At 55.7% G+C, this 19,828-nt stretch carries 18 protein-coding genes and 1 pseudogene; 7 read left to right on the top strand and 12 right to left on the bottom strand.

The genetic code is table 11. The features are described from left to right. Positions 1-2: 2 nt before the first annotated feature. A complete protein-coding gene (locus H7F20_RS06950) occupies positions 3-785 on the top strand; it encodes a zinc ribbon domain-containing protein (protein ID WP_185785383.1) in 783 nt (260 codons plus the stop codon). Between the two features lie 88 nt (positions 786-873). Here the strand turns inward: H7F20_RS06950 and H7F20_RS06945 are convergent, their stop codons facing one another. After that, positions 874-2,241 carry an NAD(P)/FAD-dependent oxidoreductase gene (locus H7F20_RS06945; RefSeq protein WP_185785382.1) on the bottom strand — a complete coding sequence of 456 codons (1,368 nt, stop codon included), beginning with the start codon at positions 2,239-2,241 and terminating at the stop codon, positions 874-876. 129 nt (positions 2,242-2,370) lie between these two features. On the opposite strand from H7F20_RS06945, the gene H7F20_RS06940 reads away from it, so the two are divergent. From H7F20_RS06940 to H7F20_RS06930, 3 genes are read left to right on the top strand one after another with little or no spacing between them, the layout of a single operon-like run. Then, a complete protein-coding gene (locus H7F20_RS06940; RefSeq protein WP_185785381.1) occupies positions 2,371-2,526 on the top strand; it encodes a DUF2256 domain-containing protein in 156 nt (51 codons plus the stop codon). Positions 2,527-2,566: 40 nt separating this feature from the next. After that, the gene (locus H7F20_RS06935; RefSeq protein WP_370588487.1) at positions 2,567-3,883 is read left to right on the top strand and encodes a DASH family cryptochrome; all 1,317 of its coding nucleotides are present in this window, start codon (positions 2,567-2,569) and stop codon (positions 3,881-3,883) included. Beyond that, the gene (locus H7F20_RS06930; protein WP_185785379.1) at positions 3,880-5,412 is read left to right on the top strand and encodes a cryptochrome/photolyase family protein; all 1,533 of its coding nucleotides are present in this window, start codon (positions 3,880-3,882) and stop codon (positions 5,410-5,412) included. Before H7F20_RS06935 ends, H7F20_RS06930 begins: the two co-directional genes overlap by 4 nt. Before the next feature lie 180 nt (positions 5,413-5,592). Here the strand turns inward: H7F20_RS06930 and H7F20_RS06925 are convergent, their stop codons facing one another. Continuing rightward, positions 5,593-6,141 carry a ClpP family protease gene (locus tag H7F20_RS06925; protein ID WP_185785378.1) on the bottom strand — a complete coding sequence of 183 codons (549 nt, stop codon included), beginning with the start codon at positions 6,139-6,141 and terminating at the stop codon, positions 5,593-5,595. 114 nt (positions 6,142-6,255) lie between these two features. Here H7F20_RS06925 and H7F20_RS06920 point away from each other — a divergent pair, with 114 nt between their 5' ends. After that, positions 6,256-6,936 carry a hypothetical protein gene (locus H7F20_RS06920; protein ID WP_185785377.1) on the top strand — a complete coding sequence of 227 codons (681 nt, stop codon included), beginning with the start codon at positions 6,256-6,258 and terminating at the stop codon, positions 6,934-6,936. 5 nt (positions 6,937-6,941) lie between these two features. On the opposite strand, the gene H7F20_RS06915 is transcribed toward H7F20_RS06920, so the two are convergent. From H7F20_RS06915 to H7F20_RS06900, 4 genes are all read right to left on the bottom strand, one after another. Next, on the bottom strand, positions 6,942-8,093 hold the full coding sequence (locus H7F20_RS06915) for an MFS transporter (RefSeq protein WP_185785376.1): 1,152 nt from the start codon (positions 8,091-8,093) through the stop codon (positions 6,942-6,944). A 138-nt stretch (positions 8,094-8,231) separates the two neighbouring features. After that, on the bottom strand, positions 8,232-9,506 hold the full coding sequence (gene kynU / locus H7F20_RS06910) for a kynureninase (RefSeq protein WP_185785375.1): 1,275 nt from the start codon (positions 9,504-9,506) through the stop codon (positions 8,232-8,234). A 94-nt stretch (positions 9,507-9,600) separates the two neighbouring features. Next, entirely contained in the window at positions 9,601-10,071 is a 471-nt protein-coding gene (locus H7F20_RS06905; RefSeq protein WP_185785374.1) for a GNAT family N-acetyltransferase, read from the bottom strand. A gap of 94 nt (positions 10,072-10,165) precedes the next feature. Further along, complete coding sequence (locus H7F20_RS06900) at positions 10,166-10,903, bottom strand: hypothetical protein (RefSeq protein WP_185785373.1); 738 nt, start codon at positions 10,901-10,903, stop codon at positions 10,166-10,168. A 222-nt stretch (positions 10,904-11,125) separates the two neighbouring features. On the opposite strand from H7F20_RS06900, the gene H7F20_RS06895 reads away from it, so the two are divergent. Then, positions 11,126-11,764, top strand: coding sequence for an O-methyltransferase (locus H7F20_RS06895; RefSeq protein ID WP_185785372.1), 639 nt, complete (start codon positions 11,126-11,128; stop codon positions 11,762-11,764). Here H7F20_RS06895 and H7F20_RS06890 read toward each other — a convergent pair. The 6 genes from H7F20_RS06890 to H7F20_RS06865 form a co-directional block, all read right to left on the bottom strand. Further along, positions 11,727-12,299, bottom strand: coding sequence for a phosphatase PAP2 family protein (locus tag H7F20_RS06890; RefSeq protein WP_185785371.1), 573 nt, complete (start codon positions 12,297-12,299; stop codon positions 11,727-11,729). The two genes, H7F20_RS06895 and H7F20_RS06890, sit on opposite strands and share 38 nt — an antisense overlap. 5 nt (positions 12,300-12,304) lie before the next feature. Further along, a complete protein-coding gene (locus H7F20_RS06885) occupies positions 12,305-12,577 on the bottom strand; it encodes a twin-arginine translocase TatA/TatE family subunit (protein ID WP_185785849.1) in 273 nt (90 codons plus the stop codon). Between the two features lie 125 nt (positions 12,578-12,702). After that, positions 12,703-15,012 carry a M1 family metallopeptidase gene (locus H7F20_RS06880; RefSeq protein WP_185785370.1) on the bottom strand — a complete coding sequence of 770 codons (2,310 nt, stop codon included), beginning with the start codon at positions 15,010-15,012 and terminating at the stop codon, positions 12,703-12,705. Positions 15,013-15,074: 62 nt separating this feature from the next. After that, a complete protein-coding gene (locus H7F20_RS06875; protein ID WP_185785369.1) occupies positions 15,075-15,584 on the bottom strand; it encodes a DUF6702 family protein in 510 nt (169 codons plus the stop codon). Positions 15,585-15,640: 56 nt separating this feature from the next. Then, positions 15,641-16,387: a hypothetical protein gene (locus H7F20_RS06870; RefSeq protein WP_370588486.1), complete on the bottom strand. Its 747-nt coding sequence runs from the start codon at positions 16,385-16,387 to the stop codon at positions 15,641-15,643. A gap of 40 nt (positions 16,388-16,427) precedes the next feature. Next, positions 16,428-17,177: a carboxypeptidase-like regulatory domain-containing protein gene (locus tag H7F20_RS06865; RefSeq protein WP_185785367.1), complete on the bottom strand. Its 750-nt coding sequence runs from the start codon at positions 17,175-17,177 to the stop codon at positions 16,428-16,430. A gap of 295 nt (positions 17,178-17,472) precedes the next feature. On the opposite strand from H7F20_RS06865, the pseudogene H7F20_RS06860 reads away from it, so the two are divergent. After that, positions 17,473-19,828: pseudogene (locus H7F20_RS06860) on the top strand (hypothetical protein); the annotation flags it as partial.

Genomic DNA, 19,828 nt, shown 5'->3' with positions numbered 1-19,828 from the left:
ATATGGCTACAAAGACAGAAGTGACGGTAGAAGACAAACTGAGAGCTCTTTACGACCTCCAGCTCATCGACTCCCGGATAGACGAAATCCGCAATGTCCGCGGGGAGTTGCCGCTCGAGGTTGAAGACCTGGAAGACGAGGTGCTCGGGCTGAAGACCCGCGTGGACAAACTCAAAACGGACGTCGAAACTGTCAACTACGAGATCACTGCCAAAAAGAACATGATCGAGGAGTCCAAAACCCTCATCAAGAAATACGCCGAGCAACAGAAGAATGTTCGGAACAACAGGGAGTTCAATTCCCTTTCCAAGGAGGTGGAATACCAGGAACTGGAAATCCAGCTGGCCGAGAAACACATCCGGGAGTTTAAGGCCCAGATCGAGCAAAAGAAAGAAGTAATCACGGAAACCAAGGAAAAGCTCACCGAGCGCGAAACCCACCTGAAGCACAAGAAAAGTGAACTCGACGCCATCCTGGCGGAAACCGAGAAGGAGGAGCAGGCCCTGCTTGCCAAATCCCAGGAATTCGAGAAGCAAATCGAGGAGCGCCTGGTGAATGCTTACAAGCGCATCCGCACCAGCGTGAAGAACGGCCTGGCCGTGGTTCCGATTGAGCGGGGCGCCTCGGGCGGATCCTTCTTTACGATCCCCCCCCAGGTACAGGTCGAAATCGCCTCCCGAAAAAAGATCATCACGGATGAACACAGTGGCCGCATCCTGGTAGACCCCGCACTGGCGGAGGAGGAGCAGGAAAAGATGCACAAGCTGTTCGACAAGATCAAGTAGGGATTCCCGCCCAGATTACAGGGCCGGACAGCCTTGAGTAGCAGCGGCACTTCCCTAAATGAATCAACCACCCCACCCGGGTGGTTTTTTATTGGGCCAAGGTCACGGGTTGCTGTTCCAGCAATTCGAGGATCCTGCGGGTCACCTCCGGGCTGTCCCATCGCTTTTCCAGATCGGGCAGCTGCATCACCTCCCGCATGATGGACTCCTGCCGGTCGCCCAGGCGCAGGGCTTCCGTATAGGGCCGATCCGAAAAAGTGACCCGGGAATAGGCCGGTACCCATTTGTCGGGGTGGGCCTCCGCAAAATGCCGTTCTATTTTTTTCTGCAGCAGGAAATCCGGGTCGGCCGTACGGGAACTCATTTCCAGGTAATTCCGGTAGCTGAGCTCGGCAATGGCATCGGCGTTCGGCTTGCGCCGCTCCTGGTAGGCCGCAAAGACCTGCTCCCAGTCATCCCCGTGGCGTTGCATAAGTTCCGTCAGGACCGTGATGTCTTCAAAGCCTGCGTTCATCCCCTGCCCGTAAAACGGGACGATCGCATGGGCGGAATCACCAACCAGCGCCACCTTGTCCCAATAGGTCCAGGGATAGCATTTGATGGTTACCAGTGCCGAGGTGGGGTTGCGGAAAAAGTCCCCGGTCAGATTTTCGATGTCCGGGGTGACCGTGGGGAAGTGTTCCCGGAAAAATTTCCTCGCCTGTTCCTGGGTCCGGATGTTTTCAAAGGAGATATCGCCTTCGAAAGGCAGGAAAAGGGTACAGGTAAAGCTCCCGTCCAGGTTGGGCATGGCGATAAACATAAACCGGCCCCTTGGCCAGATATGGAAGGAATGTTTATCGAGTTTGTGGGTCCCGTCCGGGTTTGGCGGGATCGTCAACTCCTTGTAGCCCACATCGATAAATTCCTGGGAATAGTCAAAACGGCTGCGGCGCTGCATCTTGTGCCGGATCCGGGAGAAAGCCCCGTCGCATCCGAAAATGTGGTCAAAGGCGTATTCCTCCCACTCCCCTTTTTCTGTAGCCCCCGTAAAGAGCCGGGCTGTCGGCAGGTCCACGTCCCATACTTTTTCGTTAAAGCGGAACTCGACCCCGGCCTGTTCGGCCAGGTCGATCATCCGGCGGTTCAGCACCCCCCTCGAAATGGACCAGATAGCCTCTCCTTCCTTGCCGTATTTCTGGTAGTAAACGGGGGAATCCACCACGTGCATGGCGCGCTGGTACAAAGGTATGGCCAGCTTCCGCACCTCGTCTTCAATCCCGGCCAGCCGGAGGGCATTCCAACCCCGGTTGCTCATGGCCAGGTTGATGGACCTGCCGGAAAACTCCACGGTCCGGATATCCGGACGGCGGTCAAATACCGTCACGGCGTGGCCGGCCTTTCGGAGGAAGATCGCAAGCAGGGAACCGACCAGGCCGGATCCGACCACTGCAACCTGTTTCGTTTTTTGGGACATAAATGCCGGTTAGATAGGTAAAGTTACTAAAACCAGATGGCTTATTGGGTCCCGGGTTGCCCGTCCCAGGTGTTTTAGGGATTTGCTAACAATTTTTTGTTTAAATAATAACTACTTTTAATAAACAATATGCACGCCAAGCCCCACCTGCCCCAAAAAACCTGCCCGGTATGCCAGCGCACCTTTTCCTGGCGGAAGAAATGGAAGCTGAACTGGGATTCGGTAGTCTATTGCAGTGAAAAATGCCGGCGGAACCGGTCCCCCGTCAATGCCAAAGACCCATGAAACCCATGAAAGCAGCCCCCCCATTGAAAATGATACGCCCGTGAAAACAGCACTCTACTGGTTCCGCAATGACCTGCGGATAACGGATAACCCGGGCCTCCTGCAGGCCTGCAGGGCCCCGCAGGTGCTGGCTGCCTACTGCTTCGACCCCCGGGAATTGGAGCCCGGAGATTTCGGGATCGTCCGGCAGGGGCCCTACCGGACGGCCTTCCTCAGGGAATCAGTCAGGGACCTGCAGGAAGCCCTTGGCAGTAAAAACATTGCCCTGCACCTGTTTTTCGGACGACCGGAGGACTGCCTCCCCGGGCTCGTACGGCAATACGGCGTGGATGAAGTCCACCTGCAGCGGGAATGGACACGGGATGAATGTGCAGTCCGGGATGCGGTACGGGCGCAGTTGCCGGCGGGGGTCCCCCTGCGGGAACATTACGGACAATTCCTGTTCCTGCCCGAAGACCTCCCCTACGAGTCGTTTGAAGAGGTCCCGGAGGTTTTTACCGGGTTCCGGAAAAAATGCGAAAAACAGTCCAGGGTGCGGGAGCCGCTGGGGCCTCCCGAAAAAAGGGCCGATTGCTTTGGCGGGGAAACGGATTCCGGCATACCCGGATGGGAAGCCTTTGGCATCCCCGCACCGGTCCGGGATTCCCGGACCGCCTTCCCCTTCCGGGGTGGGGCGTCGGCTGCCTGGGATCGACTGAACGACTATTTCTGGGAAAACCGCTACCTGAGCACCTACAAACACACCCGGAACGGCCTGGTGGGTACCCGCTACAGCAGCAAGTTTTCGCCCTGGCTGGCCAATGGATCGATTTCCGCCCGGGAAATTTACCATCAGGTCCGCAACTATGAGCGGGAGGTGGAGCGGAACCAGGATACCTACTGGCTGGTATTTGAGCTCATCTGGCGGGATTATTTCAAATACGTATCCCTGAAACACGGGCCTAAAATCTTTTACAGCGGGGGCCTACAGGAGAAAGAGGTCCGCTGGGAGTCTTCCCAGGCCGCCTTTGACCAGTGGTCCCGGGGGGAAACCGGAAACGACTTTATCAATGCCAACATGCTCGAACTGGCACAAACCGGGTGGATGAGCAACCGGGGCCGCCAGAACGTGGCAAGCTACTGGTCCCAGAACCTCGGCCAGGACTGGCGGGTTGGCGCAGCCTGGTTCCAGTACCTGTTGCTGGATTACGACGTACACAGCAACTGGGGCAACTGGATGTACAACAGTACGGTGGGAAATGACCCCCGCAACAGGAGCTTCAACCCCGACCTGCAGGCGAACCGGTATGACGCCAGCGGGAAATTCCGGCGGCTCTGGCTGCAACCCACACTCTTTAATGACGGACCCGAACCATGAAAACACTTCGCCTACTCCTGGGAGACCAGCTGAACCACTCCCATAGCTGGTTTTCCGAAAAGGACCGGGAGGTCGTTTACCTGATGGCCGAGATGCGTCAGGAAACGGATTACGTGAGGCACCATATCCAGAAAGTACTGGGCTTTTTTGCCTCCATGCGCAATTTTGCAACCTATCTGGAAGAAAGGGGTTACAGGGTTCGCTATTTTAAAATCTCCGACCCGGAGAACCCCCAGGAACTGCCCGCCCTGATCCGCAAGGTCCTCGGGGAGGAAGCCGCCGGCCGCTTCGAATACCAGCTGCCGGATGAATTCCGCCTGGACCAGCAGTTGCGGGAACTCTGCAACTCCCTGGATTGCGAGACGGACGCCGTGGATACGGAACATTTTTATACCCACCGGGAAGAACTGGCCAACTTCTTCAAGGGCCGCAAGCAATGCGTGATGGAGCCATTTTACCGGAGGATGCGGCGGAAACACAGCGTGCTGATGGACGGGGACCAACCCCTGGGCGGGCAGTGGAATTACGACAAGGAAAACCGGAAAAAATGGAAGGGCGATCCTGAGATCCCCCATGAACGCGGTTTCCGGAAAGACCTGACCGACCTTGAAAAAGAAATCCGTGATGCGGGCATCAAAACCCTGGGGACCGCCGATGCCGCCAGCTTCAACTGGCCTACCTCCCGGGCAGACAGCCTGGCTGTGCTCAGGCACTTCTGCGATTCCTTGCTGGTACACTTCGGGGATTTCCAGGATGCCATGGATACGCAGCAGTCCTACCTGTTCCATTCGCGCCTGTCCTTTGCGCTCAACACCAAGATGCTCTCCCCCAGGGAGGTGGTAGACCGGGTGGAGGCGCATTACAGGGAAAATTCCGATACACTGGACCTGTCGGATACCGAGGGGTTTATCCGCCAGATACTGGGCTGGAGGGAATACATGCGGGGTATGTACTGGAAGGAGATGCCCGGCTATGCTTCGCTGAACAAACTGGATAACACAAACCCGCTACCAGGGTTTTTCTGGACAGGGGACACCCGGATGAACTGCCTGAGCCACGCCATTGGCCAGAGCCTGGAAACCGCCTATGCCCACCACATCCAGCGACTGATGGTCACCGGCAATTACGCGCTGCTCACCCAGACGGACCCGGAACAGGTGGACGCCTGGTACCTGGGCATCTACATCGACGCGGTGCAGTGGGTGGAACTCCCCAACACCCGGGGCATGAGCCAGTTTGCAGACGGGGGCCTGGTAGCGACCAAACCCTATGTGAGCAGTGCCAACTACATCCGGAAAATGAGCAACTACTGCAGCGGGTGCCACTACAGCGCTTCGGAGAAAACCGGTGAAAAAGCCTGCCCCTTCAACGCCCTCTACTGGAACTTCCTGGATTCGAAAAAGGAACTGCTCAAAAGCAACCCGAGGATGGGGATGATGTACCGGCTGTTGGAGAAGATGGATGCAGGGGAACTGGAAGCCCTGAAAAAGCGGGCGCAATCGGTTATCGCGCATCCGGAGCGCTTTTGAGCGCAGCAAGGGCGGTTTTCACAAATTCTTAACACAGCCCCGCGAACCGGGACCCGCTACTGGGTCGTATATACAATAGAAAACAACGCCACGGCGACGCTATATATGCAAGAAAAGACCTTCCCGGCCCAAGCCCGGAAGGTCTTTTCGATTTCAGTCCATGCCTGTTCCGGCAGGCCGCTATTCCAGAATGCCGTCCACGATGCCGTATTTGACAGATTCCTGGGCATCCATCCAGTAGTCCCGGTTGAAATCCTTCATGATCTTCTCAAAGGGCTGCCCGCAATTCTCCGCAAGGATCCGTGCCCCGATCTCCCGGGTCTTGAGGATCTCCTTTGCCTGTATCTCTATATTTGAAGCCTGTCCTCTGGCCCCGCCGCTGGGCTGGTGGATCATCACCCGGGCATGGGGCTGGACAAAACGCCGGCCTTTTTTGCCGGCCGACAGCAGGATGGAACCCATGGAGGCCGCAAGTCCGGAACAGATGGTGGACACTGGGCTCTTCAGCGACTTCATGGTGTCGTAAATGGAAAAACCGGAGGTGACGTATCCGCCGGGACTGTTGATATATAATTGGATTTCCTTGTTGTTCTGAAGGTCCAGGTATAATAACCGGTCAATTACGTGTTTGGCCGAATCGTCGTCTACCTGGCCCCAGAGGAACACCTTGCGTTCCTCCAGCATCCTGGCATCGATTTGTTCCTGTATCTTTCCTTTTTTAGCGCTCATAGACCGTTGTGGGTTTAGGGGCAAAAATAATCAAATTATCAGAATACCTGCAGGCGGATCTCCCGGCACATAACTCAATTGAAAACACTGTATATTTGAAACAAACCAAAAACTATGCACACCCGAATTTTTATTGTTTGCCTCCTGGTTCTCGCCGGAGCCTGCAAAGAAGCCCCCAAACAGGATGAAATGCCGGCCGAGGCGGCCCAGCAGCCCCCCATGGATGACCTGGACCGGCTGGCAGCGGCCCACGGCTACGGCAACTGGAAGGATGTTAGCGAAATCAGGTTCACTTTCAATGTGGACCGGGACACCTCCCACTACGAGCGGTCCTGGATCTGGAACCCTGCCGAAAACCGCGTTACCCGGATCACCGCCACCGATACCCTCACCTTCCTCCGTTCAGCGGTCGATTCCACCCTCATGGACGCGGATGCGGGTTTTGTCAATGACAAATACTGGTTGCTGGCACCCTATCAGTGGATGTGGGACCGCAACAGTTTTGAGTGGGAAATGGAAGAAGGGGCCCAGGCACCCATCTCGGGCAAGATCATGCCGAAACTCACCATTGTCTATGGGAATGAAGGCGGGTATACCCCCGGGGACGCATACGACTTCTATATCGGGGAGGATTCCCTGGTGGCCGAATGGGTGTTCCGCCGCGGCAACCAGCCGGAGCCCAACCTCGCCGCTACCTGGGAAGGATACCAGACCAAAAACGGCCTGAAGATTTCCACCATGCACCAGAACCCCCAGGGGTTTAAACTCTACTTTACGAACGTCGAGGTGGAATAATGGGATTACCGGGATTCGCGTTTTTTCAGGACACCGGTGGCCAGTAGTACGAGGGCAGCACAGGCCAGCAATACCCAGAAACTGATGCGCAGGCCAAAGGCCTCGGCCAGGTAGCCCAGCACGGGCGGGGCGGCCAGGAAGCCGGTATAGCCCGTCCCGGCTATAAAGGCGACCCCTTTGGAGGACTCTACACCCCTTACATTCCCCCCGATGCGGAAGAGTTCCGGGATGATTACCGAAAAGCCCAGCCCGACCAGGGCAAAGCCGGCAATGGCCGCCACCGGGTGTGCCCAAAGTACGGACAGGTACCCCAGCACGGCGATAAAACTACCGGCGGCCACGATGCGGACCGACCCGATGCGAGCGCTGATGCCATCCCCCAGAAACCGCCCCAGGGTCATCGTAACCGAAAAAGCCAGGAACCCGGACCCCCAGAGGAATTCCGGACTGCCGACCACCTCCTTCAGGTAGAGCCCGCTCCAGTCCACCACGGCGCCCTCGCCCCCCATGACCACAAAGGAGATGATGCCCAGGATCAGCAGCGGGCGGAACAGCTTCAGGCTGAACCCCTCCTTTTCGACCGGGGCGGCAATCAGGTGGTAATAGTGTTTTCGCAACAGGGCGTTGACCACCAGCACGCCCAGGATCACCCCGGTCATGTGGATGGCAGGGCTCCCGATTAGCGGAATGAGGAAACTCCCCAATCCCGCCAGCACCCCGCCCAGGCTGAAAAACCCGTGGGCGGCGGACATGAAATTCTGCCGGTCCTCCTTTTCGATCTCGGTAACCAGCGTGTTCATCGCAATGTCCGTAAAGCCGTTGGACAGGCCGAAAAAGAAGAGGGAGGCCACCAGCGCATAATAATTCGGGGCGATAAGGGGGAAAAAAGCAAAAAGGCTGCAGGCGAGGACCCCCAGCCAGGTGGCGCGGCCCACCCCCAGCCGGTTGATGATGCGGGAGGCTACCGGGAAAACGGTGAACACCCCAAGGCTCAGGAAAAAGATGGCGAGCCCGAGTTTGGCCTTGTCGATCCCCAGGCGGGCCTGTACGGTGGGGATATAGATGGCCCAGGTACCAAACCAGATGTTCAGGCTGGCGAAAACCCAGGCAGGGGCAAAATAGCGGGGGTGGGTCAGGATCAGTCGCAGGGATTTCATGCCTGGTCGGTTAAATCAACGGGCCAAAATAGTACTAAAATCCGAAATACGAGCTACACAGCTGCAAGGCCACTGCGTCCTGCCAGGGTCCCCGTGGCGACGTGCATACCAAGGGCCGGGTCCGGATGCCCGCAGGGTTCAGGCCCTCCCCGATTCAATGCCCTCCCGGAGGATCCGGCCAAAGCGGTACATATCCAGGTAAGAACAGTAGAATGGTGCCGGCGCCAGGCGGATCACATTGGGCTCCCGCCAGTCGGGGACCACCCCGTGCTCCATCAGGTAATCGAACAACGGCCGGCCCTCCCCGTGCAGGAAAACCGATAACTGGCAGCCCCGGTCGGCCGGGGTGATGATTTCGAAGCGGCTTTCGACCTGTTTGTCCACCTCCCCCAGGATGAACTCCAGGTAAGCCGTAAGGCGTTCCCGCTTCTCGATAAGGGCATCCATGCCCACCTGGTCAAAAAGCTCCAGGGAGGCCAGGTACGGCGCCAGGGCCAGGACTGGGGGGTTGCTGAGTTGCCAGGCATCGGCGGTAGGCAGGGGGTCGAATTGCGGCCGCATCTGGAAACGCGTTTCCTTCTTGGTGCCCCACCAGCCCTCGAACCGCTGCAGGGTCTGGTCCGCTATATGGCGCTCGTGGATAAAGGCGCCGGAAAGGTTCCCGGGGCCGCTGTTCATGTATTTATAGCTGCACCAGGCCGCAAAATCCACGTCCCAGTCGTGTAGCTCCAGGCGCACATTGCCAGCGGCATGGGCGAGGTCCCAGCCAACCAGGGCGCCAGCTGCATGCCCAGCTCGGGTAATGGCGGCCATGTCCAGCACCTGACCGTTGTAGTAATTTACCCCTCCCATCAGGACCAGGGCGATGGAATCCGCGTGTTCCCCGATAACACCGAGGATATCCTCTGTCCGCCAATGGTGTTCGTCCGGCCGCTTGGGCACCTCGATGAGGGCGTCCTCCGGGTCGTACCCGTGGAACCGGAGCTGGCTTTGCAGCATGTACTGGTCGGAGGGAAAGGCCTTTTCCTCGCACAGGATTTTATAGCGCTTCCCGCTGGGCCGGTAGAAGGAAACCATGAGCAGGTGCAGGTTCACGGTCAGGGTATTCATGACCGTTACTTCCCCTGCCCGCGCCCCCACGATCTTTTCCAGGTAGGGTGCCAGTTGTTCATGGTATTCCCACCAGGGGTTTTCGGCCCGGAAATGCCCTTCCACGGCGAGCTCTTTCCAGTCCTTCATGATTTGTTCAACACGTGCCGCCGCCCTTTTGGGCTGCAACCCCAGGGAGTTCCCGGTGAAGTAGATAACGTCCTCCCCGTTGTGCTGGGGAAACAGGAACTCTTTTCTATAGGGCGCCAGGGGGTCCCGGGCATCCAGTTCCCGGGCAAAGGCTTCCGTATTCTCAAATGTCATGGGCTTTCGGGTATTTTGCAGGCTGTCGGAAATTTTAGGTAAAAATACGATGAAGCGACCGATATCCCAGAGCCGGGGGGCAGAAGCTTGCCCGTTACCGGTCCTTTTCCGCCCGGAGCCGCATTTCCAGGATATGCCCGGAGAACCCCACCTTCTCGTAGGCCCGGATGGCGGGTTCGTTTCCCTTGTACACGGTGAGGCGGATTTCGGTGAGTCCCCTGGAAACCGCCCATTGCCTGAGGTCATCCATGATGCGGCCGTTAATGCCCCGGCCCCGGAAGGCCGGGCGGGTATACATAAAACCAAAATAGGCATACGCCTGGTGGTCCAGGTAATGGCGGGGTTCCTTTTTGGTCGCATAACCGGTCGCTACCACCTGCCCCCCGGCAGTTGCCACCACCACCCGGGTGTCCGGGTCGCCCAGGAGTGCGGGGAGGTTGTAATAATGGACCGGGTCCGGTCGGATGGTCGGGTCAAACGGCCGCTCGTCGCGGATAAGCGCCTGCTCCAGTTCCAGCAATGCGGGCAGGTCTTCCCTGGTTGCGGGTCGGATTTGTATCTCCATAGCGGATGATTTTCCGGCAAGGTAGGAATCCGGGCGCAAATTTCCCGGGAGGCCCTTCGCAGATTTGGTGTCACGGGAATGGCATTCGGACAAATCAGCGGGGTAGCGGAATTTCCAGTTCCCGTTCCAGAGTGGCCGTTCCGGAAACGGACAGGTTGTATTTTTGGTTGGGAGAACGCTCCTCCAATTTGAAACTGCCTTCATAGTTACTGGTCCCCTCGATTTGTACCCCATGGTACTCGAAAGTGATATCCGATTGTACCCACGCATCGTAAGGAATTTCCCAGATATGCGACCCCCTCCCCGTACCGGTAATCGCGATTTCGTCGGGTTTGCCATCGTTTATGACAATGGTGTATTCCAAGTTCCAACGGTAAATCCATTGCTCGAATTCTATAAACCCGCCGGAAACGTACATCAGTGAGCAGGAACCAACCTGTTGTGTCCCAACATAAACGGCGCCATCGTTTTGCAGCAGAAGCCCAGAAATATTTGTGCCGTAGCCCCAGGCGTTGTCACTACCGTTCATACATCCAACCACATACTGAAATTCGGGGGCCACAGACACGGTCTCGCTGTTGACAATCAGCCGGGCATTGGTGTAATTGGCGTATCCATTATAGTAGATAGCAGGTTCGGCAACTGAGCTTTCGGGGTCGGGTCCGGGGATTGAATCGGGGGGCACAGACTCCGGTGGGGCCTCCGGGCTTTCCTCTGAAGGTTGGGCAGGTGGCAAAGAAAATTCGTCGGTTGCATCATCTTCCCGGGAACAATGGATGCTTATTGCCGAGACCATCCCTACCAAAAACAGAACGACTTTTTTTGTTTTCATGGCAAACCAATTGTTTCCCCTAAAAGTAGTCCGGCTTTGTATCCACTGACACGAATAAAGACCAAAGGCCCGCTTCAAAGGACAGACGATTGGTTTCTGTCGATGAATAACCCGGGGCGGAGACGGCAAAATCGAGTCTGTATCCGCCGGGTGGGAATCAATTGGATTGGGAAACACACCAACCGGAGTGGTTGGTTTTTCTACTTTTGTGAAAAACGCCCTATGCACTTCCTTTCGCACGAACTGGAACAGTACATCGAAGCCTCCAGCGAACCCGAACCCGAACTCTTGGCGGAGCTCACCCGGGAAACCCACCTGAAGGTCCTGAGGCCCCGGATGCTTACCGGGCACCACCAGGGGCGGGTACTCAGCCTGATCTCCCAGCTGCTGCGCCCCGGTCGGATCCTGGAAATCGGGACCTATACCGGCTATTCGGCCCTATGCCTTGCGGAGGGGCTCTCCAAGGACGGGGAATTGCACACCATCGACAAAAACGAGGAACTCCTTTCCATCCAACGGAAGTATTTCGACCGGAGCCCCTATGGAAAAAAGATCATCCAACACACCGGCCTGGCCCTGGATCTCCTTCCGCAAATGCGGGAGACCTTTGACCTGGTTTTTATCGATGCGGAAAAGCAGGAGTATGCCCAGTACCTGGAAGCCGTGCTGCCCCTGACCCGGAGCGGCACTCTGATCCTCCTCGACAATGTGCTCTGGTCCGGCAAGGTCCTCGACCCCGAGGCCAGCGACCCGGTGACCGAATCCCTGAAAAAACTGAATGCAGACCTACCGAAGGACCCCCGATTCCAGGTGGTCCTGCTGCCTATACGGGACGGCCTGACGGCGTGTAGGGTGCGATAAGCAGGTAAAGCCGGTAGAACCCCCATCCGGTGAGCAGGCCCACGATGGCCCCCACCAGGATATCCACCGGATAGTGAACGCCCACATAGATACGGCTCAAGGCGAACAACAGGGGCCAGAGGTAAAACAGGTAGGCCCACCGGAGCCTGTTCCTTAGAAACAACACCATCAGGGTAGTCACCGAAAAGGAACTGGAGGCATGGCCGGAAAAAAAGCTGTAGTTGGTGGGGCTCCGGAGTATCCGGATGAGCGTGTTGATCTCTGCATCGTTGTTGGGCCTGAGCCGGGCCACAAATTCCTTGGTAAATTCGGTAAACCAGAGGATGAAAAGCACCAGCAGGACGGTGGTGGCCCCCATGACCAACCCCTGCCGTATCGGGAACAACCGGAGGATCAGCAGGAAAAAAAGCAGAAAAAGGGGAATCCAGGTACTGATATCCGTCACTGCAGCCCAAAAGGCGTCGAATTGTTCAATTCCAAGTCCGTTCAGGTAGATAAAGGCTTCCCGGTCCCATTGCAAGATGCGGTCCAGCATGGGGGTTATTTACGGCGGATGGTGCCGCCCACGTCTTCGATGTTCTTCTTGACGTCTTTCAGGTCTTTCTCGATCTCCTTGGTAAAGGAGGTATCGATGCCCTGCTTTTCGGCACTTTTATGGATCTCGCGTTTGATGTCTTCGGTAGCATCTTTGAGCTGCCGCATTCCTTTGCCAAGGCCTTTGGCAATTCCCGGTATTTTATCCGCTCCAAAAACCATCACCACAATAAAGAGGATGAAGAATATCTCCGCCCCGCTTATGAATAAAAATAGCATTGCCATACCACAAATATACGCAAGTTTCGCACCCCGCATAAAAAAAGTCCCGGTCATCTCGCCGGGACTTTTCTTCTTATTTTACAGGGGTTCCAAACCAAAGCAGGGATTGGACCCTCCGGGATTTACCCTTTGATCTCTTCTTTGAACTGCTCGAATTCAGAGGGCGACTCGTCCTTGGGCCAGCTGTTGTTCTCCGTATCGATATCCGCAGTTTCAGCGTCCGGGTCCACTACAATCCCCACGAGTTCGTGCTCGGAAGAAATCACCCGACTCACCTCATTATCGCTTTTTCGCCAGATCTCCGGCGGGTAGGTCACCCGCTCGGTAGTACCGTCTGCATAGGTATACTCCACGATAAGCGGCATGGGGATCCCCCCCGGCTTGTTGAAAGTCACCTCGTAGAAGTACTTGGGTTCCTTTACCTGGGCGCGTTGCTCGGGCGTCATGTTGTCCATCAGGAATTCCGACAGCGGCTGGGAGATTTCAGTAGGCTTGCGACCCTTGAGGTCCGGGTCAAAGTCTTCGCTGTCCTCCTCGGCCAGGTACACCAGCGGGGGAAGATCATCTTCGGTCACCCCGTTGTTGGCCATGTATTCCCGCATCTGGGCGGTGGGCTTGTCGGACACATAGTATTTCTTGACCCCCTTCACGCCGATATCCACATAGTCGGTGGTGTAGAACCAGGACCTCCAGTACCAGTCCAGGTCAACGGCCGAGGCATCCTCCATGGTCCGGAAGAAATCCTCCGGGGTGGGGTGCTTGAATTTCCAGCGCTGCGCATAGGTTTTGAACGCATGGTCAAACAGCTCGCGGCCCATCACGGTTTCCCTCAGGATGTTCAGGGCAGTTGCCGGCTTGGCATAGGCGTTCGGGCCTAGCTGGTAGACGTTTTCCGGGTTGGACATGATCGGCGAGATCGTGCTCTGGTCCCCGGCCATGTAAGGAACAATGGCGGCAGGGGCCCCGCGGCGGGACGGGTAGTTTTCGTTCGGCGCGATCACCTGGGGGAACTCCTCCCCGAATTCCTGTTCGGCCATGTACTGCATAAACGTGTCCAGGCCTTCATCCATCCAACCCCACTGGCGTTCGTCCGAATTGACGATCATCGGGAAGAAGTTGTGGCCCACCTCGTGGATAATCACCGAGATCATCCCGTATTTCACGCGGTCGGAATAGGTACCGTCCTCGTTGGGGCGGCCGTAGTTCCAGCAGATCATCGGATACTCCATGCCCTGGTTCTTGGCGTGCACGGAAATGGCCTTGTGGTAGGGGTAGTCAAAGGTATGGGCCGAATAGCTCTTCAGGGTGCTGGCCACCACCTTGGTGGAAAGTTCTTCCCAGAGCGGGTTGCCTTCCTTGGGGTAGAGGGAAACGGCCATGACGTCTTTGTTGCCGATCTTCACCGCCATCATGTCCCAGATAAACTTCCGGGAGGTGGCAAAGCCAAAGTCGCGGACGTTCTCTGCCTTCAGGCGCCATGTCTTGGTATCGGTGGCAAAGCCTTTCTCGGCAGCTTCGGCCTCCGCCTGGGTGACAATCATCACGGGCTCGTCATAGGACTTTTTTGCCTGCTCGTAACGGCGCATCATTTCCTTGGAGAATACCTCCTTGCGGTTCTGCAATTCGCCGGTGCCATCCAGTACGTGGTCGGCCGGTACGGTAATATTCACCTCGTAATTCCCGAAGGGCAGGGCAAACTCCCCGCTGCCCCAGAACTGGTGGTTCTGCCAGCCTTCCACATCGCTGTAAACAGCCATGCGCGGGAAGAACTGCGCAATCACATAAGCGCGGTTGCCATCGGCGGGAAAGTATTCATAGCCGGAGCGTGCGCGGTTCACCGTGTGGTCCGGGATGTTGTACCACCATTTGACAGAGAAGGAAATTTGCTCCCCGCTCGCCAGCGGCTTCGGGATATTCACCCGCATCATCGTCTGGTTGATGGTGTACGGTATGGGCTGTCCGGAGGCATCGCGGACGTATTCTATGTTGAAGCCGCCATCAAAAGGCTCGCCCAGGTATTCGCCGGTAAAGGAAGAAGTCCGGTAGGCTAGGGGCACGCCGTTCCCGTCCCGCAGTGGGGACTTGGAATCCTTGGCGCGTACGTTCTGGTCCAGTTGCACCCAGAGGTACTCCAGTTCATCCGGGGAATTGTTGTGGTAGGTAATGGTTTCCTCCCCGTAGATCCTGGCATTTTCATCGTCCAGGCGGATGTCCATTTTATAGTCGGCCTGTTGCTGGTAGTAATCTGGCCCGGGCGCCCCGGAAGCGGAGCGGTAGGTGTTCGGGGTGGCAAACTCCTGGTACATCTGGCGGAATTTGCTCTGGTTGGTATGGCCGGGTTCCCTTTCGGCTGCCTGCTCTTCCTGTTGGGCAAATAAAACGGCCCCGAAAAGGAAGCAAACGGCAGTTAGAATACGTTTGTATTTCATCATGGATTGCTGTGATTATTTGATTCGCGAAAATTAACTTTTTTAACGCGATACGATAATTATGGCTATAAATTTAACATTCCTTTATTATTCTCCCGGATCAGCACCACACTCCTTTTTTTTCCGAGCACTTTAAAGTGGACCAGGTTCTTCTGCTCAATAAACAGGTCTGTTAGGATTTCATTCTGCAGACCCACGGATTCCAGGGTGTCCTTCCGGACTCCCCGGACCTCCAGGAAGCAGATAATCAGATCCTTGTCGTACTTGCTGCCGAGGAAAGTGTACGCCCGTTCCTCCCCATTGACAAAGATCCGGAACTTGCTGTTGAAGTAACGTTCGATGGTCTGCCGGGCAGTTTCGGCCTCGTTTTCCGTACCCAGGCCTGCCTGCAGGTCGTAGCGGGTCTCCAGCAGGTCCTCCAGGTCGTCGATGAAGATCCGGCTGGTGATTTGCAGGGCCTCATCCTTTTCGGAGTACTCCACGTTGGTGACGCTCAAATAGAATTTGTGGGCGGTGTCAAAGGCACAAAGCAGGGGAACCGATATCAACAGGAAAAAAGCGATTGTTTTTTTCATTGGAACGTCATTGATCGTTTCATGTGCAAATCCCATGCCAGTCCTCCGGCAAGGGATCAGTCCAAATTATTGTTTTTCCGGTACTCTTCGCTTTTTCTGCGCAAAAAAGCCCATACGCGCAACTGGTCCCCGGAATCCGCCACGGCCTCAAAAAGGGAGTCCACCTCGCAAAAGTACATGAAATCCGGGAGGCGCTCCCGGGGCACGCCCAGCTCACGGGTCAGGACACTGTCGGCGAACTGCTCCCGCATTTCCACAGATTTTCGGTACCTGCTTTCATAGGCCATTTGCTTTTTGAGCCTCCTGGTACGGCCGGAGAAGTAATTCAGGATGGGGTTTAGCGGGACGATACCCCCGCCGGTGGTGGCCTCGTTGAATTTTTTTTCGGTATTGGTCCACTGGCGCCGGGCTGCATTGGGCAACCCCAGGGAAAAAGAGGTCACCGTGCGGTCCTCGGGAAGCCGTCCCAGGTCTGCATCCAGGTCGCCGCTCAGGTTGTAGGGGCTCACCACCACCTCATCCAGTTCGTTCACAAAGGGCTCCAGGGGTACTTCCAGGCGAAGGGCCCGGAGCATTTCAGGGCGCACCACCAGCGTCCTGCGCTTATACCGGACGGCCGAAAACATCAGGGTGTCCCCGGGGGCGGTATCGATGCGGAAATAGCCGTTTTCGTCAGTGATGACCGCCGATGTCGCGGTCAGGTTCAGTACGTGCACATCGGCTATCCCCACCCCCTCTTCCGAAACCACGCCTACCAGCTCGGAGCGGCCGGCGGGTGCTTCCTGGGCAGTGATGGACCCCACGTGCAGCCACAGGCAAAGGACTGGCAGCAGGAGCCATCCCCTAATCCTGTATAATGGTCTTGCGGAAGGTCTCACTCGTGGTAACCAGGAAATCAATCAGTTCAAATTCATGGTCTTTGCGCAACAGCGTGCGGGAAGGCAATTCGGCATCCACATAATCGAGGAAATCCGGTATCTGCTCCTGGGGGATGCCCAGGTCCCGCACGAAAAAGGCGTCGTCGTATATCTGCCGGATTACCGAACTGGCCTGCAAGGAAGGGTTCTGGGCACTTTCCCGGTTGCCGCTGCCCGTCAGCAATTTGAAGATGTTCACAAAATTAAGCCCGTACTTCATCCCGCGGACGGTCGGGTCCAGGGCGATATTCTCAATTTCCGTAGTCTCGTCCGTATCGTAGTTGTACCCCTTGAAATCCTCGTTGCGCAAACGCAGGAATTCCTGTTGCTCCTCCGGGCTCACGGTTACCTCCTCCAACTCGGTCACCTTCTCGTTGACCTCCACGACCATCCGGTTACGACGGATCACCTCCTCGTCCACGGCCACTTTTTTGAATTCGTAGGCCAGGGCTATAAAATAGAGTGTATCCCCCAGCTTGGCCGGGATTGTAAACCGACCGTCATCATCCGTGGTGGTAGCGGTACCGGCACCTGCATTGAGCACATTTTCCCCGGGTACCGGTGTATTGCGGTAGAGGACCGTACCCCGGAGCAGGGGACGGTCGTCGTCCTGGGCGGCCACCCCCAGGGGCAACAGTGAAAGCATTAATAAAACAAGCAGGGAGGATCTTCTCATGGCAATCTTTCTGTCTAATAAAGATAAAGAAAGTGCATGAGGGGTTAAAAAAAAACCCGGAAGCCATAAACTTATGTTAATCCGCCGTAAGGCGAGCCTGTCCGGGCTGTTTGCCGCTTTCTGATTGCAGACCCGGATGCCACATTTCCCTGTTGATTATTTTAACACCCCCATTTCAACGCAAAAAGCATCACTTGCAGCTAAAATCTGTGCGCATTACCAGCAGAGTAGTATTTTTGTTTGCTTGGGTTTGCGCCAACGAGAACGCCTGCCCAGACGCGAAAAACCGCTACCGATGAAAATGAACCGCAACCTGTTGCTGAGCTTCCTGCTCAGCAGCGCGGGCCTCAGCGCCCAAGTAAAGATTGGCGACAACCCCCAGACCATCAACCCCGGGTCCCTCCTGGAGCTGGAGAGCACCGACAGGGCCCTGGTGATCACCCGGGTCAGCGATGCCCAGATGAACGCCCTGAACGCCAGTACCGGGGCCATCGTCTACAACACGGACTTCAGCTGCCTCTACTACTACAACGGGGCCGAGTGGATCAATATCTGCGAATCCCTGCCCATCGAATTCGCCACCGAGGCTATCGTCAACACGGCCCCGACCATCGTGATCACCCAGAACGGGGACGTGGTCAATTTCGAGGTCAGCGAGATCCGCAGCGAAAACATCCTGGATTTCACCATCGGCAGCCAGGACATCCAGAACAATTCCATCAATTCGGACAAGCTTGCGACCAACTCGGTAGGTACGGACGAGCTGCAGGACAATACCATCACGGACGCGGAAATCGACTATTCCCAGGTCACCGTGTCGGATTTCAACAACGACGCCGGCTATCTCACCACCGGGGAACTCATCAGCGGGGACCCGGGCAATGACCTCACCGCCGGATCCGACGGCGGGGCGTATTTTGATGCGGAAGCCCTGGAGGTCCTGATCTTTGACAATGCGGACGGGGTTGCGGCGAATGCGGCTGCCATTGCGGCAGACGGGGATACGGATGACACCAATGAGCTCCAGGACCTGACCCTTTCCGATAACACCCTAAGCATTGCCAATGGGAATTCCGTGGACCTGAGCGTATTCAATGATCCGGGTTCGGATGACCAGCAACTCACGGGCCTGAACCTGGATCCTGCCAACAACCTCACTATTACGCTCGAGGACGGAGGCGTTCAAACCGTGAACCTCAGTTCGCTCGACAATCCCGGGACGGATAATCAAACACTTGGCCTGGACGGGAACGATCTTACAATTACGGGCGGTAACACGGTGGACCTTTCAGGCCTGACCAGTGGAGTAAATACGGATGAGCAAACGCTTGCCTTTGATGGCGTAAATCTGGACATACTGAATGGGAATAGCATTAGCCTTGCTACTTTGGAAGAATCAGCAGATATTTCGGCAAATGCAACCCTCATTACCGACCACATAACCAATGATGAAGACTTAAGCGCTACCAATGAGATCGAAATTCCGGGAGGAGGTAATCCGGGCCAAGTGCTTTCGACAGATGGCACTGGGATTTATAATTGGGTAGATGCTGCCGGAGTAGACACTGATAATCAAACTGTTGACCAATTTTTCATCGATGGTTCTGATCAATTGTTACTATCCTTAGAAGATGATGGTACAGTACCTGTATCTGTTAACCTATCCCCTTATGAAGAAAGTGCCGATATTCTTGCCAATACTACGCTTATAAGCAATCATATTGCGGCCGATGAAGATCTCAGCATCACCAATGAGATCGAGTTACCCATAGGTGGCAATAATGGTGATATCTTATCAACTGACGGAGCCGGAAATTATGCATGGATACCCTTTACGGGAGGCGGTACAGACGATCAGGCCGTTGATTTATTTGAAATTGATGTTTCCAATCAGTTAAACCTTTCCCTTCAAGATGATGGTGCCGTGCCATATACAGTTGACTTGTCCCCTTTCGAAGAGTCTGCAGACATTGCGGCCAACACCACCCTGATCAACAATCACATAGCTGCCGATCTGGATTTAGACGACACTAATGAAATTGAACTTCCAACTGGTGGAGTTGCTGGTCAATTTCTTGAAACGGACGGGGCTGGAAATTATTCATGGGCTGATGGGGCAAATACCGATGACCAGACCGTGGACTTATTCAATATCGATGGGTCCAATCTTCTAAATCTTTCGCTTGAAGATGATGGTGCCGTGCCATATACAGTTGACTTGTCCCCTTTCGAAGAGTCTGCAGACATTGCGGCCAACACCACCCTGATCAACAATCACATAGCTGCCGATCTGGATTTAGACGACACTAATGAAATTGAACTTCCAACTGGTGGAGTTACTGGTCAATTTCTTGAAACGGACGGGGCTGGAAATTATTCATGGGCTGATGGGGCAAATACCGATGACCAGACCGTGGACCTATTCAATATCGATGGGTCTAATCTTCTAAATCTTTCGCTTGAAGATGATGGTGCCGTACCATATACAGTTGACTTGTCCCCTTTCGAAGAGTCTGCAGACATTGCGACCAACACCACCCTGATCAACAATCACATAGCTGCCGATCTGGATTTAGACGACACTAATGAAATTGAACTTCCAACTGGTGGAGTTGCTGGTCAATTTCTTGAAACGGACGGGGCTGGAAATT

It is taken from the genome of Robiginitalea sp. SC105, assembly GCF_014243345.1.
Taxonomy (GTDB): Bacteria; Bacteroidota; Bacteroidia; order Flavobacteriales; family Flavobacteriaceae; genus Robiginitalea.
This window is presented reverse-complemented; position numbering and strand designations above follow the sequence as displayed.